Origin of the sequence: Rossellomorea sp. LJF3 (assembly GCF_037046045.1) — a bacterium.
In the GTDB taxonomy this organism is placed as follows: Bacteria; Bacillota; Bacilli; order Bacillales; family Bacillaceae_B; genus Rossellomorea.
Genome location: NZ_JBANLY010000010.1, coordinates 82,882 through 97,504 on the forward strand (window position 1 = coordinate 82,882; position 14,623 = coordinate 97,504).

The 14,623-nt window shown below is 45.6% G+C and carries 12 protein-coding genes; 10 read left to right on the plus strand and 2 right to left on the minus strand.

Annotation, left to right across the window (positions count from 1 at the left end; all coding sequences use genetic code 11):
- Nucleotides 1-140: 140 nt before the first annotated feature.
- From V8G47_RS11570 to V8G47_RS11595, 6 genes are all read left to right on the plus strand, one after another.
- The gene (locus V8G47_RS11570) at nt 141-860 is read left to right on the plus strand and encodes a YebC/PmpR family DNA-binding transcriptional regulator (protein WP_034761095.1); all 720 of its coding nucleotides are present in this window, start codon (nt 141-143) and stop codon (nt 858-860) included.
- 181 nt (nt 861-1,041) lie between these two features.
- Nucleotides 1,042-2,307: an ATP-grasp domain-containing protein gene (locus V8G47_RS11575; RefSeq protein WP_336200243.1), complete on the plus strand. Its 1,266-nt coding sequence runs from the start codon at nt 1,042-1,044 to the stop codon at nt 2,305-2,307.
- A gap of 60 nt (nt 2,308-2,367) precedes the next feature.
- Nucleotides 2,368-4,332, plus strand: coding sequence for a hypothetical protein (locus tag V8G47_RS11580; protein WP_336200244.1), 1,965 nt, complete (start codon nt 2,368-2,370; stop codon nt 4,330-4,332).
- A gap of 100 nt (nt 4,333-4,432) precedes the next feature.
- Complete coding sequence (locus V8G47_RS11585) at nt 4,433-4,627, plus strand: hypothetical protein (RefSeq protein WP_336200245.1); 195 nt, start codon at nt 4,433-4,435, stop codon at nt 4,625-4,627.
- 12 nt (nt 4,628-4,639) lie between these two features.
- The gene (locus V8G47_RS11590) at nt 4,640-4,786 is read left to right on the plus strand and encodes a hypothetical protein (protein WP_336200246.1); all 147 of its coding nucleotides are present in this window, start codon (nt 4,640-4,642) and stop codon (nt 4,784-4,786) included.
- Between the two features lies 1 nt (nt 4,787).
- On the plus strand, nt 4,788-4,988 hold the full coding sequence (locus V8G47_RS11595) for a hypothetical protein (RefSeq protein WP_336200247.1): 201 nt from the start codon (nt 4,788-4,790) through the stop codon (nt 4,986-4,988).
- A gap of 50 nt (nt 4,989-5,038) precedes the next feature.
- On the opposite strand, the gene V8G47_RS11600 is transcribed toward V8G47_RS11595, so the two are convergent.
- Entirely contained in the window at nt 5,039-6,565 is a 1,527-nt protein-coding gene (locus tag V8G47_RS11600; protein ID WP_336200248.1) for a BCCT family transporter, read from the minus strand.
- A gap of 319 nt (nt 6,566-6,884) precedes the next feature.
- Here V8G47_RS11600 and V8G47_RS11605 point away from each other — a divergent pair, with 319 nt between their 5' ends.
- Nucleotides 6,885-7,538 (plus strand): NAD-dependent epimerase/dehydratase family protein, encoded by a 654-nt coding sequence (locus V8G47_RS11605; protein ID WP_336200249.1) that lies wholly within the window; start codon nt 6,885-6,887, stop codon nt 7,536-7,538.
- Nucleotides 7,539-7,585: 47 nt separating this feature from the next.
- On the opposite strand, the gene V8G47_RS11610 is transcribed toward V8G47_RS11605, so the two are convergent.
- Nucleotides 7,586-8,446, minus strand: coding sequence for a TetR/AcrR family transcriptional regulator (locus V8G47_RS11610; RefSeq protein ID WP_336200250.1), 861 nt, complete (start codon nt 8,444-8,446; stop codon nt 7,586-7,588).
- A 162-nt stretch (nt 8,447-8,608) separates the two neighbouring features.
- On the opposite strand from V8G47_RS11610, the gene V8G47_RS11615 reads away from it, so the two are divergent.
- The 3 genes from V8G47_RS11615 to V8G47_RS11625 all read left to right on the plus strand — a co-directional run bounded on the left by V8G47_RS11615 (nt 8,609) and on the right by V8G47_RS11625 (nt 14,578).
- Complete coding sequence (locus V8G47_RS11615) at nt 8,609-11,740, plus strand: efflux RND transporter permease subunit (RefSeq protein ID WP_336200251.1); 3,132 nt, start codon at nt 8,609-8,611, stop codon at nt 11,738-11,740.
- Nucleotides 11,741-12,133: 393 nt separating this feature from the next.
- On the plus strand, nt 12,134-13,159 hold the full coding sequence (locus V8G47_RS11620; RefSeq protein WP_336200252.1) for a LacI family DNA-binding transcriptional regulator: 1,026 nt from the start codon (nt 12,134-12,136) through the stop codon (nt 13,157-13,159).
- A gap of 105 nt (nt 13,160-13,264) precedes the next feature.
- On the plus strand, nt 13,265-14,578 hold the full coding sequence (locus tag V8G47_RS11625; protein ID WP_336200253.1) for an ABC transporter substrate-binding protein: 1,314 nt from the start codon (nt 13,265-13,267) through the stop codon (nt 14,576-14,578).
- Nucleotides 14,579-14,623: the final 45 nt, after the last annotated feature.

Consider the following 14,623-nt stretch of genomic DNA (forward strand, 5'->3'; position numbering starts at 1 on the left):
TCACCTGAGTCGGCTTTTTTTCGAGGTGGGATGGAAGGGAATCACTTAGCCAAAAGGTGGCCTTTTCATGTATAATAGAAACGAATATACCTTTTATTATCAGAAACTATCCATAGATAAATGAAAGAGAGTGAAACGATATGGGACGTAAGTGGAATAATATTAAAGAAAAGAAAGCGTCTAAGGATGCCAATACGAGTCGTATATATGCCAAGTTCGGCCGCGAGATTTATGTTGCAGCGAAGCAGGGAGAGCCGGATCCTGAACTTAACCAAACGTTGAAATTCGTTCTTGAACGTGCGAAAACGTATAGCGTACCGAAACACATCGTCGATCGTGCCATCGAAAAGGCAAAGGGCGGTTCAGAAGAAAATTATGACGAACTGCGCTATGAAGGCTTCGGACCGAATGGATCCATGGTCATCGTGGATGCATTGACGAACAATGTCAACCGTACAGCTTCCGAAGTACGTGCCGCTTTCGGTAAGAATGGCGGTAATATGGGCGTGAGTGGATCTGTAGCGTATATGTTCGATGCGACAGCCGTCATCGGCATCGAAGGGAAATCTGAAGAAGACGTAATGGAAATCCTCATGGAAGCGGACGTGGACGCACGTGACATCATCGAAGAAGATGATTCCGTGATCGTTTATGCCGAGCCGGATCAATTCCACGCTGTTCAAGAAGCATTTAAAGGTGCCGGTATCACTGAGTTTACTGTGGCAGAACTAACGATGCTTGCTCAGAATGATGTGGAGCTTTCTGAAGACGATCAAGCTCAATTCGAGAAAATGATTGATGCGATTGAAGACCTTGAAGATGTGCAGCAGGTATATCATAACGTTGATCTAGGTGAATAATAGAGTAGAAGTGACCCCCGATGCTGGATGCGTCGGGGGTTTTGAATATCATTAATTTTGTCAAATAATCACTTTATTTGTCGAAAAGACTGAAAATTCAGCATAATACTTCAATATCATTAGGTGCTTTGTTATGCTAGGGGAGAATCTGAATAAATACGTGAAAGAGGGAGAGGAAACTATGGGACTAGATCAACTTGAAAGGCAGCAAGCAGAACAGGGCGTGAAGGATGAAACCAAACCTTATCTGACGGCACTCATCGGCTGGAGCCTGCCGGCGATCGAGGCGTGTACCAAACTGAACAGACCCTTCGTCGTCGTTGGACCGCCTGATTTCGAATCATATGCTGAGAAGCATGATATCGCTTTTATCGGCTGGGACTTCGACCGCTTGAATGAAGGTTCAGATCATCTTTATAAACAACTGAAGTCACTCGGTGCTGAAGTGGCCATCCCACTTTACGAGGAATGTGTGGAGTGGGCAGGTGCTTTGAATTCCCGTTTCCGCAGTGAACCGCGTGTCTTTAATCGCTCTCTCCTCTTAAGGGATAAAGGGATGATGAAGCGTAAAGCGCAAATCGCCGGAATCAAGGTGGGTGTATTTGAAGAGGCACGGGATAAGGATGACGTGAGACGTTTCTTGAAACGGGTGAATGAAGCCTTATTGAAGGTCGAAGGAGATAAGAACGATCCGATCCACGTCAAACCGCTGGATAAAGCAGGATCGGTCGGCCACCGGGCAATCGAAAACCCTGAAGATATCGATGCTCTAACGGAGTCGGAATTTCCCCTGCTGATGGAGAGTCATTTAGACGGGCAGGAATTCTCTTGTGAAGTGTTCATTCATAAAGGAAAGATCCAGTTTTTAAATATAACGGAATACGTGCGATTGGGTTATTCCAATTTCGTACCGGCTTCTCCCACACTTGAAGAAAAGCGCCCGATCATCCGGGAGGCCATTCAACAACTCATCGATGCGTTTGAAATAGAATATGGAGTCATCCATCCTGAATATTTCATCACGTCCGACGGTACACTTCATTTCGGTGAAGTCGCGGCCAGGGTGCCTGGCGGGCATATCTTTGATCTGATTGAGCGGGCATACGGTTTTAATGCGTACCAGGCACAGATCCTTTGTGGAGATCCGAACACAACGGAAGAGGAGTTGAGAGAATTCTTCCCTTCTACAGGAGAGAAAGCCGAGGCACACGCAGGATGTTTAATGGTTCACCCTCATGTCAATTATGTAGAAAAGCTCGAGGTGCCTGACGAGCTGGAGAATCATCCTTATTTCGAGAAACATGACATGTTCAGCCCGGCCCAGGGAAAAGTGGCCCAGAGAATCGGATTCGGGAACCATTACGGGACCATCTTCTTCTACGGGGAAGACAGCGAAGTGATGAGGGACCTCTTAAAGGAATACGAACAATTTAATTTCTATATTTAGACCGTTCCTCTTTTGCCTGAACCACCTATCCGATATTCTGATCGATAAAGGAGTTTTGAAATGGCTTTTGAATTAACCTCCAAGCTGGAAGAGAGATTTTTGCAGGCGCTGAATGAATTGGAGAGTGCAGCTTCATTTGCGAAATCAATGTATCAAACGGACGTCTATCAGGAAGCTCAACGATTACTGGACACTGACGAAGGGCTGGGGATTTTATACCAAAGTGCAAGCCGCTTTGAAAAAGCCGGGGTATTCCAGGACGGTCCTTGGGAAAAAGCATCCAAGCTTCAACCGCCTCTTGTGGCGGGATCCCTGCAGGCAAAGGGTCTGCCTTCGATTATTGAAATCCTGAGCGAGCTCAGGATGCTTTCCATTGCAGAAGCTCAATATGAACATTCCGATGTCACGGCAGAGATGGCGCAGGATTTCCTGAACGAAGTAATGGTGCTGAACCTGAACCTGCTTTTCCCAGAAGCGACGGAAGCGGCGCGGATTGAAGGTGGGGAGCAGAGTGAAAGGGCTACAGAGTTGTTTCATTTTCTTTCAGATAAGTTGTCTTACCAAGCCCTTACCACTACGCTGATTAAAGAGATCGAACGGTTGACGGCACAACGTCCCATCATGGTGAAACGAACCGTTTCCATGATCGAGACCGCTAAGAAAATGCTTCATTCCGATCTTAGTGCAGCGGAACGACTGGTGCTGGAGAAATACGTATCGGCGGTTGAAGGCCCGACCCCGTTGAGTAAAAGTATTGTCAAACCGGGGGAATATCGCAAGAAGCTGTTGGAACTATCTCAAGGGGAGCTTGAGAAGGAGGCGGTTCATTTTGCTGCGTCCATGCGTGAAACCGGATTGGTGGCTCCACAGCACGCCATTCTTCTGAGATATTTATGCAGGAAGTTTCCGGAGCTTGTACCGACAGCCCTTCATTTGAATGATAAAGGTAAAGCAAATCTGGATGAAAACGCCGAGCTTGTATTTCAACTTGTGAAAGTGGCGATCTACCCGGCTACTAAGCAGTCTGTATACGGACTTGCCCTTATGCTTGAACGAGGGGTTCTATCCTATCCCCCTGTCTCCCCGGGACTCAAAAGACTGATTGAACTTGATATCAGGGCGGAAGTAAGAAAGACGCTTCTGAATTCATGTAAAACGGGAGATGGCATTACAGCAAACTCCGTACTCCTTGCAGGTGTCATCAATGTCCTCGGGCAGCCCATCGGCATCGGACAAGGCCTGAACCCAACCTGTCAAACAGCGCGGGGAATCAGCCTTTGGGCGCAGCATGCCCCGGGGTATCTCCTTGAACTGATCCCGAGGGCTGCAAGGGACGGGGACATCGATATCATGTTTGAAGGTACACCCGTTCATTCCAAGGACTTGAGCGGAGGACTCGCACCTGAGCTTCATCAGGAGCTTGATCCGGTTTCACTCGTTCTCGTCCCCCATCTTGATCGTATCTATAGTGAAATGATGAGAAGAGTTTCTCTCAGAGGGGAGGATGGACACCGTTGGGTGAATCCTGAGTTTTATGGAGATTGGGTCCAGAAGGGATTCAGCACGGTCATCGATCCGTTGACCGGACTCATTGCTGACTATCCGGGTTTTGTCAGACTGTTTTACGCCACCCATCATCCGGAATACAATGATGACTACGGATTGATCTATCCGAATCCGGTGGGGATTTTCATCACGAATGTCCACGGGAAGCTCCTTGGATTCCACGCCGTATCCATTCTCCGGATCACACAGGATCCGAAGGGTGAGTATCGGATTTATTTCTATAATCCGAACAACGACGGTTCGCAAAATTGGGGCCAGGGAATCGAACCTTCCGTTATGGATAACGGGGAGCTGGAAGGCGAATGCTCCCTTCCGTTCCATGAGTTCGTCTCCCGGCTCTATGCCTTCCACTACAATCCGTATGAGCAGGGGGATGCATTTGCGGTGGAGAATGAAATAGTCGACGAAATCAAGGTCCTTGCCAGGGAAAGCTGGGGAAAGGATTATACATGGGTTTAACAGGATGAAAGGCGCCTGAGCGACGGTCGTTGCTCAGGCGCTTTTTTAATTGGAATGATTCTCCTGCCACGAGACATACTAAATGGTGGAGGTGGTACAGATGAGTAACGACAAGAAATCGGAACATGTACTTATGGACACCCCGTTGAATCCTGAATTCACCATGAATGACCGGCGACGCAATCCGAGCCAGGTGTACGTTCCAGGAGAATCGTTGGAAGAACATCATGCAGTTGAAGAAGGTAATGGCGTCATTGCAGAGAAAGTCATCGGTCAATCAAATGAGAATGGATAGGAGGGGTCGGCTATGAAAGAATATCCCGTAGCGGATTTGTCTGAAGATGCCTTGAATAAAGTGAAGAGTATGGAAAATGAACTTTGTCAGCAGTCTGCGGATGACATCGTTTTGATTGCTTATAAAAATACGGATAGAAGCAGGAAAGGAGCAAGATAGGATGGAAAAAGGAAATAAAGATATGCCGGACTTCAACGAGTTGAATGACCGTGTCATTGCCGAAGAACCAAAAGGACCATTTTTCGCCATCAAAACAAATATGGATACACAAGGTGTAAAAGATAATCCTTATGCGACAGAAAAAGCGAGTCCTGAGCAAGAAGAGAAATTACAGCAGTTTTTTGAGGATGAAGAGTTATAAAGGATTACATAAGGAAGCGCCCATCTTCATCGATGGACGCTTCTTTGATTTTATTTCGTACGGGACTGCTCATCAAGTAATTCCTTTGACACTTTCGGTGCCACCCAGAGCATGGGAAGTAACAGAAGCGAGACGGGAACGGCCGTGACGACGATGAAGTTCTGCAACGCAGTGACACTGCCGTCTCCTATATATAAAAGAATCGCTGCGATGGATCCCATCAGGATGGACCAAAAGACTCGTAAAGACACTTTGGGGTCTCCTTCACCCGAAACCGCCATGGCAATTGTATAAGACATGGAGTCTCCTGTCGTGACAACGAAAAGAATTGTCAATAATAAAAACAGCGGTGAAATGATCCCGGAAAGCGGCAGCTGGTTGGTTATGGCAATCATAGCTGCAGGCATTCCGCCACTCGTTAATTCTTGTGACACACTTCCTGGATTCTGCAGTTCATAAAAGATACCTGAACCACCGACAACGGTAAACCAGAAGGTAGTGACGATGGGAGCGATGATCGCGATGGCCAGTATGATCTGTCGGATGGTCCTGCCTCGCGAAATCCGGCTGACAAGTATCGCCATCATTGGGCCATATCCAATGAACCATCCCCAGAAGAACACGGTCCAACTACCCAGCCAGCTTTTATCTGACCGGAATGTACTGATCTGGATAAAGTGATCCACATAGAATCCAAAAGAAGAAATAAAGGAATCAATAATGAAACCTCCAGGACCGAATAATAGAACGAATAGGATCAATCCCAAGGCCAATCGTACATTGAAGTTACTCAGGATTTGGATTCCTTTATGCAGGCCGGTGGCAGCCGAAATCGTCGAGACGATCACTAGACAGATAATGATCCCAAGCTGGGTTGAGAATTGATCAGGGATCCCGAAAAGGGCAGACAGACCGTAACTTGCCTGTAAACCGAGAAACCCGATCGGTCCGATCGTACCAGCTGCGACCGCAATGATGGCAAATGCATCTATAAGGGTCCCGAGGGCACTGTTTTTAAGCTTTTCCCCGAAAATGGGATAAAGTAGAGTGCGGGGTTTCATCGGCATTCCCCTGTGATAATGGCCATACATCATGACGACGGCACACAATGTACCCAGGATGGCCCATGCAAGAAAACCCCAATGCATGAAGCTTTGGGACAACGCCGGCATGATAGCCCCGGCGGACATGGGATCGACTCCTTTGTGCATCGGTGGTACCGTCATAAAGTGGTACATGGGCTCTGCGGCAGCCCAGAACACTCCGCCACCGGCAAGCAGGGTAGCCATGATGATCGATAACCATTTAAATGTTCCGATCTCCGGTTTTTCCATATACCCTAACCGGACGCCCCCGTATTTAGAGAATGCAAGATACAGGGCTACGATGAAATGAACCAGCATTAACACTTGCCAGAAGGCCCCGAAGTACGTCGAAGACCAGGTGAAGCTTTTGTTAACAAAGGCAGTCACAAGATCGAGACGAATGAATGCCGCGACAACGAAAAGAATGAGTAATCCGCCACTGATGGCAAATACGGGCCAATCAATCTTGGATGTGTGATGCTTATTAGACATATAAAATAAAAGCTCCTTTAATATTCATTGGAAAACACAAGGTCCTACTATCTCACAGGTAGAAAAGGGTTGTAAAGAGAACGAAAAGAATTCATAAAAGACAATTTTTGTCACAGTTTAAAATTGGAAAATACTATCTGTTCAACGGTGAAAAAAGGACTATACTAAAGAGGAAGAGTAAAAGAAATACTGAAAAAAGCAACTTATTGAAAAACAAGGACGCAAAGCAGATTCTTCCTTTAAAGGAATAGCGGTTCATCTTTATTGGAACTGGAAGTCCCTGGCTGAATGGAGATAAAGAAGAAATGAGGAATGAAAAATGTCGAGAGTAGCCTTGGTTACAGGGGCGACCGGCCTGGTCGGTTCCAACCTGATGAATATCCTCCTAAAGAGTCCTGAATATACAAGAGTGATTTCCTTTGTAAGAAGAGAAAGTGGAGTGAAACATGAGAAGTTGGACGAACGGATCATTTCATTTGATGGGATGAAGCTTCTGCCCCATGAGGAAATTGATGATGTGTTTTGCTGCCTCGGGACCACGATCAAGAAAGCCAAGACGAAACATGCTTTTAAGAAAGTGGACTACGAGTATCCGATTCAACTTGGCAAGCTCGGGAAATCACACGGAGCTAAACAGTTTCTCGTCATCTCCTCAATTGGTGCAAAGCCGGAATCGCGGTTCTTTTATAGTCAGGTGAAAGGGAATTTGGAGAACGAATTGAAGGAGCTTCATTATCCTTCCCTTCATATATTCAGGCCATCCCTTTTATTGGGGGAGAGGCAGGAGTTCCGATTGTGTGAAAAAGCGGGAGAAATCTTCTCGAGAGCGATCCGGCCCGTTATGGTGGGCAGGTTGAAACGATACAGGAGCATTCCAGGCAAACAGGTTGCCTATGCCATGTACCGGGCGGCTGTAGGGACGTTCAGGGAAGGGGTTACCATACATGAATCGGAACAGATTCAAGAGTTTTAGAAAATAAGGGAAACGATGAAAGACCCGCTTCAGATGCGGGTCTTTCATTATGATTGTATCTGATAGAAATGTCTCAAGGCATTCACCAGATGTTTCAATGAAGGGTCCTCTTCAACGTTTACAAGCATGCCTTTGATGACGACGGACCGGGTTTCGGCTTTTTGAATCTCTTCTTTCATGACTTCGAGTGAAATCCGGCTGTTTTCATCCTCTGCCACTTCAAGGGCATCCTCTATCATATGAACAAGGGTAGACTCATTGATTCTGTTAGAAGATGTAAAATCCTTCACCAAATCATCCAGTTTTTCAAAAGAAAGAACCGGCTCATCTCCACTCCTTAGCAAACCTTCCACTAAATCATCCGTCCGTTTCAATATGAAATGGGATAAATAAGAAAAGTCCAGATTGATTTTATCCAGCATCACTAATTCTAAATAAGAATGGAAAAAGCCTTGAATCATCATCGTGATATCCCAGAAATAGGGCTCGATCTTTTTACCGTAAATCCCGAATAGTCTTCTTTTATAATAGCGGTGTGTATTCATCTTCATTTCATTGAGGAGATCATGGATTTCATCGTTAAACGGCATGGCGTTCTCCCTGATCTGCATAATGATGAACTCTTTATGCTTGCAGATTTCAATGAGCTGGCATTCTAATTGCTTTTGGAATTTCTCATAAGGAGGAAGATCCTCGTTTTCAATCTCGTTCACTTTGTCGGTGATCATTCTGAAATAGTAGTTCATGATGGCGAGCAGCAGGGCTTCCTTTGATTTGAAATACAAATAAAAGGCACCTTTCGATATATCACATTCATTCACGATTTCCTGAACGGAGGTGGCGTTGAAGCCTTTCGTGGCGAACAGTTTAATGGATGTCTCTATGATTAATTTTTCTTTTTCCTTCATACGTTCCTCTCCTTGATAAACTCCTTCTCTATATTATGACCGATTGGTCACAAAAAATAAACCTTTTCTTATTATGTTCATTGACTTGTGACTGTTCGGTCAGTTATATTAGAATATGTTATGACTAGTCGGTCAGAAAAAGAGAGAAGGGATGAATACGACGTGAACAGTATTATCAATTTCGTACTGAAGAATAAGTTTGCTGTGTGGCTGATGACGATCATCGTCATTATTGCAGGACTATATTCAGGATTTAATATGAAGCTCGAAACACTGCCTAACATCAACACCCCGATTGTCAGTGTGACAACTGTGTATCCCGGGGCCACTCCTGAAGATGTAGCGGACAAGGTATCAGAACCAATTGAGAAACGGTTGCAGAATTTAAATGGGGTCAATGTCGTCAGTTCGACTTCCTACCAGAATGCTTCAGCCGTTCAGATAGAATACAAGTTTTCGAAAGATATGGATGAAGCCAAAACCGAAGTAGAAGAGGCTCTTTCGGATCTCACTTTTCCAGACGGGGTGAACGAGCCGGAAGTATCACGACTGAGCTTTAACGCCTTTCCGGTCATCGCTCTCAGTGTAGCGAATGATGACCAATCTTTAGCCCAGCTGACGTCAACGGTGGAAGATACGATCATTCCACAGCTTGAGGGAGTGGACGGGGTGGCTTCTGTCCAGGCATCAGGCCAGCAGGTGCAAGAAGCCCAGTTGATCTTTGATCAGGACAAGCTTGCACAATATGGATTGACGGAAGAAACGGTTCAGAACATCATCAAAGGCTCGGATGTGACTGCTCCGTTAGGATTGTATACGTTTAAAGATAGTCAGAAATCCGTAGTGGTAGATGGGAACATCACAACGATTGAAGATTTGAAAGAAATGAAGATACCTGTAACACCGAGTGGGGCACCGGCACAGGAACAGCAAGGACAGGGACAGACACCTCAGGCTCCTGCTGCTGGACAAGCACCAGCCGATATGAAGATCCCGACGATTCAACTTTCGGACATTGCCGATATTGAACTGATCGGGAAAGCGGAATCGATTTCAAGAACGAATGGAAAAGAATCCATCGGGCTTCAAGTGGTGAAGACAGCGGATGCCAATACGGTGGACGTTGTCAATGCGGTAAAAGAAGAAGTCAAAACGTTTGAGAAAGACATCGATGGAGTAGAAATCATTTCTACTTTTGACCAGGGTGAGCCGATTGAGGAATCAGTCAGCACGATGCTGAACAAGGCATTATTCGGTGCCGTGTTCGCGGTCATCATCATTCTCCTGTTCTTACGGGATATCAAATCGACGCTGATTTCTGTCGTTTCGATTCCGTTATCACTATTAATCGCGATTTTACTTTTAAAACAAATGGATATCACCTTGAATATCATGACCCTTGGAGCGATGACCGTGGCCATCGGGCGGGTCATCGATGATTCCATTGTCGTCGTGGAAAACATTTATAGAAGGATGTCACTGAAAGGTGAATTGCTGAAAGGGAAAGACTTGATCCGGGAAGCAACGAAAGAAATGTTCGTCCCGATCGCGTCTTCAACGATCGTCACGATTGCCGTGTTCCTTCCATTAGGATTGGTACAAGGAATGATCGGGGAGCTATTCCTTCCTTTCGCCCTGACAATCGTGTTCGCTCTATTGGCTTCCCTTCTTGTGGCGGTCACAATCGTACCGATGCTTGCCCACTCCATGTTTAAAAAGGGTGTAGGGAAGAAGCACGTAGAAAAGAAAAGCCGTTTGGCAGAATGGTATAAGGGTGTATTGAATTGGACACTGAATCACAAGATCATCACATCGATCCTTGCCATCGCCATGTTGGTCGGAAGTCTCTTCTTAGTGCCACTGATTGGCGTGAGTTTCCTTCCATCCGATGAAGAAAAGATGGTCATGGCGACATATAAACCAGAACCTGGTCAAACGGAAGAAGATGTCGAGAAAATCGCAGAGAATGCAGAGGAATACTTCCAGGGACGTAAAGATGCTGATACGATTCAATACTCTGTCGGCGGGGAAAATCCCATGAGTCCTGGAAGCACGAACAATGCAATTTTCTTTGTCCAATACAATGACGATACAGAAAATTTCTCTGAAGAAAAAGAAAAGGTCATCAAAGACTTACAGAAATCAACCGACAAAGGCGAATGGGCATCACAGGACTTCTCCGCAAGTGCCGGCAGCAATGAAATTGTCGTGTACGTGTACGGGGAAACCCTGAAAGACATCGAACCTGTTGTCAACGATATAGAAGACATGATGGAAGATAAGAAAGACTTCAAAAAAGTCGGATCAAGCATATCCGAATCCTACGACGAATACTCGTTCATCGCCGATCAGGAAAAGCTGAGCGAGCTTGGCCTCTCAGCGGGTCAAATTGCCATGGAGCTTGGTCAGACACGTCAGCGTCCTGTCCTCACGACCATTGAAAAAGATGGGGAAGAAGTGAATGTCTACTTGGATGTTGAAAAAGAAAAGTATGAAAACATCAACGACTTAACGGATAAAACCATCCAGTCACCACTGGGCATGGAGGTTCCGATCAAAGACGTCGTTGAGGTTCAACAAGGTGAAACATCCGATACCGTTTCACGACGGGACGGAAAAGTCTTTGCTCAAGTGAGCGGGGAACTGAAGACCGATGATGTGTCGAAAGCATCTCAGGATATCAAGAAAGAAATCGATAAACTCGATGTACCATCAGGTGTGGACGTGAATATGGGTGGAGTGACAGAGGATATTCAGGAATCCTTCACACAACTAGGATTGGCGATGCTTGCAGCGATTGCAATTGTCTACCTGATCCTTGTCATCACATTCGGTGGCGGCCTTGCGCCATTTGCCATCCTGTTCTCACTGCCATTCACGATTATCGGAGCATTGGTAGGGTTATTGATCGCGGGAGAAACAATCAGCATCTCCTCTATGATCGGGGCACTGATGCTGATCGGTATCGTTGTGACCAATGCCATCGTTCTTATCGACCGTGTGATTCATAAGGAAAACGAAGGCCTGTCCACACGTGAAGCATTACTCGAAGCCGGATCTACACGACTCCGCCCGATCCTCATGACAGCCATTGCCACAATCGGGGCCCTGTTCCCACTGGCGCTCGGACTTGAAGGAAGCGGATTGATCTCTAAAGGCCTCGGTGTCACCGTAATCGGAGGATTGACCAGCTCGACACTCTTGACGCTCGTCATCGTACCGATCGTGTATGAAATCCTGATGAAAATCAAAGGGAAGATCGGTAGACGTAAACGGAAAGTAGTGAAAGAATAGTTTTGAGAGAAAGCAGTCCTCCAGGGGGCTGCTTTTTATTATGGGGGCAGGTGGGCGAGAAGATGAGGGCTGTATGTTCCAAAATATGTAAAGTGGCTGGATGATCAGACATTTCGGCTGGATTCTGTCCAATTTCGGCTGGATTTCCCATTATTCCGGCTGGATTTTTACCCAAAACGGCTGGATTAAAACTAATTTCGGCCGGATTCTGTTCACCACCGACTGGAGGCACGTCGAAAAGAGACGATATTTAACGAAAATGCACTCAAGACACTCGGCATGGGGAAACCTTCGAAACTTTTAAAAGTTTTCTAAAAATTTGTATTGATTCCATCAAAAGTCTGGACTATAATAACAATTAACGAAAGCGCTTTCGATGAAGAGGAGACAGCAATGGTTACAATCTATGACTTAGCAAAACGCACTGGGTTTTCCAGTACGACAGTTTCTAAGGCTCTTAACAATTATACAGATGTGAGTCAAAAGACGAAGCAAAAAATCCTCGATGCAGCTGCTGAAATGGGTTATTTACCCAATGCCCATGCCCAGTCCTTATCAACGAAGAAATCCTGGACGATCGGGGTCATGTTTGCAGAGGACAATGAGGTCGGATTGAAACATCCTTTCTTCAGCGCCCTTATTGAAAGTTTCCGCAAATATGTGGAACGGGAAGGATATGATTTGATTTTCGCATCAAGAAATCTGCGAAATCGGGATACGAGTTATCTTGAGCACTTCTTATATCGTGCCGTGGATGGAATCGTCGTGATCTGCTCAGATCCCCACGATCCGCAGGTTCAGGACATGATCAATAGCCATCTGCCGATTGTCGTGATCGATATGAGCAATCAGAACTGCTCTGTTGTTTATTCCGATAATATTGAGGGTGGAAGATTGGCCGTCAAGCATCTGCATTCGCTGGGCCATACCAGAATCGCCCATATTTCAGGGGATCCGTCGATCGACGCGGGAGCACAGCGGATCAAAGGCTTCACGAAGGGCATGGATGAGCAGAATCTCCCCATTCTTGATGGGTATCTTGTTAACGGCGGGATGTTCTCGATTGAAGAGGGAAAGGCTGCAATGGAAAAACTTCTTGCACTGGAAACCATCCCTACGGCAGTCTTCATTGCAGGTGATCACATGGCCATCGGTGCCATGGAAGCCATCAAAGAGAAGGGATTAAGGATTCCTGAGGATATCTCCATCATCGGGTATGATGATATCGAAATGTCTTCCTATCTCACACCGAAGCTGACCACGGTCAGACAGGATACGGACCGGATCGGTGCACGGGCGGGTCAACTACTGATGAAGCAGATCATCCAGAAGAAGAAGCTGTTATCCACAGAAGTCATCCCGGTGGAACTCATTATCAGGGAATCTTGTACAATGGTAAAAAAAGAAAAAAAGAAATAATCTTATATTTTTTTGGGAATTTCGAAACCGGTTTCGAAATTTTTAATTGAAGAAAACCGAAACCGCTTTCGTATCTATATCTACAAATGTAAAAGGGGGATTAAGATGAAGAAGATTTTGGCAATATTCATGACGGTTGTAATGGTTGCGGGGGTACTTTCGGCCTGTTCGGGAGATTCCAAGTCATCGGGTAGCTCGAAAGATAAAGACGTAGATTTAAAGGTATGGTCCTTCACGGATGAACTGAAGAAACCAATCACGAAATTTGAAGAGAAAAATGGTGTGAAGGTAGAATTGACGATCGTTCCGATTGCCGATTATCCGACGAAATTAAAGCCTGTTCTTGAAAGTGGCGTTGGGGCACCTGATGTATTCACAGGAGAAATCGCGTTCCTTAAGCAGTGGGTAGACGCAGGTTACTGGGAAAACTTATCAGAGAAACCATACAATGTAGATGAAATCAAAGATAAATATGTACCTTATGTATTCGACTTAGGTAAAGATAAAGACGGAAATGTCAGAGCGTTATCATGGCAAACGACTCCTGGTGGAATCTTCTACAGAAGAAGCATCGCGAAAGAAGTACTTGGTACAGATGATCCAACTGAAGTAGGAAACATGATGAACTCAATGGACAATGTATTCAAAGTGGCTGACAAGATGAAGGAAAAAGGTTACAGCATGTTCCCGGATGAGGGCTCAATCCGCTGGTTCTCTCAAGGAGATAATCCACAACCTTGGGTAAACGACAAGAATGAGCTTCAACTGACAGATGAAAAGATCGAGTATATGGAATCAGCGAAGAAACTTCGTGAAAACAACTATACAGCTCTTGCTGCAGAATGGTCTCCATCATGGTTCGAAGCGATGGATAAGCCGATCAAAATGAAAGAAAACGGTAAAGAGAAAGAAACACAAGTATTCTCTTATGTTCTTCCTACTTGGGGACTTCACAGCGTTCTGAAAACGAATGTAAAGGAAACAACAGGTGACTGGGCCGTGACAAGTGGACCAAGCCCGTACTTCTGGGGTGGAACATGGTTAGGGGTTTACAACAAATCAGAAAACAAAGAACTTGCCTATGACTTTGTGAAAATGATGACTCAGGATGACGAATTCCTGACAGACTGGGCGAAAGAAACGGGCGATGTCCTTGCCTACAATCCTGTAACAAATGCGATCAAGGACGACTTCAGCAGTGAATTCCTTGGCGGACAGAACAACTATCAGTTCTTCCTTGAGCAGGCGAAAGAGATCGAGCCTGGTATCGTAACGAAATACGACCAACAGCTTGATACGTTCTATGGAAATGCCGTTCAACAGTATGTGGACGGAAAGAAATCCAAAGACGATGCCATTAAAGATTTCTATAAAAAAGTACAAAACGCATATCCGGACATAAAAGTACCAAAAAACTAAGCGAGTGAACATTTAATGGCAGGCGGCGTGGCTTCATGTCGCCTG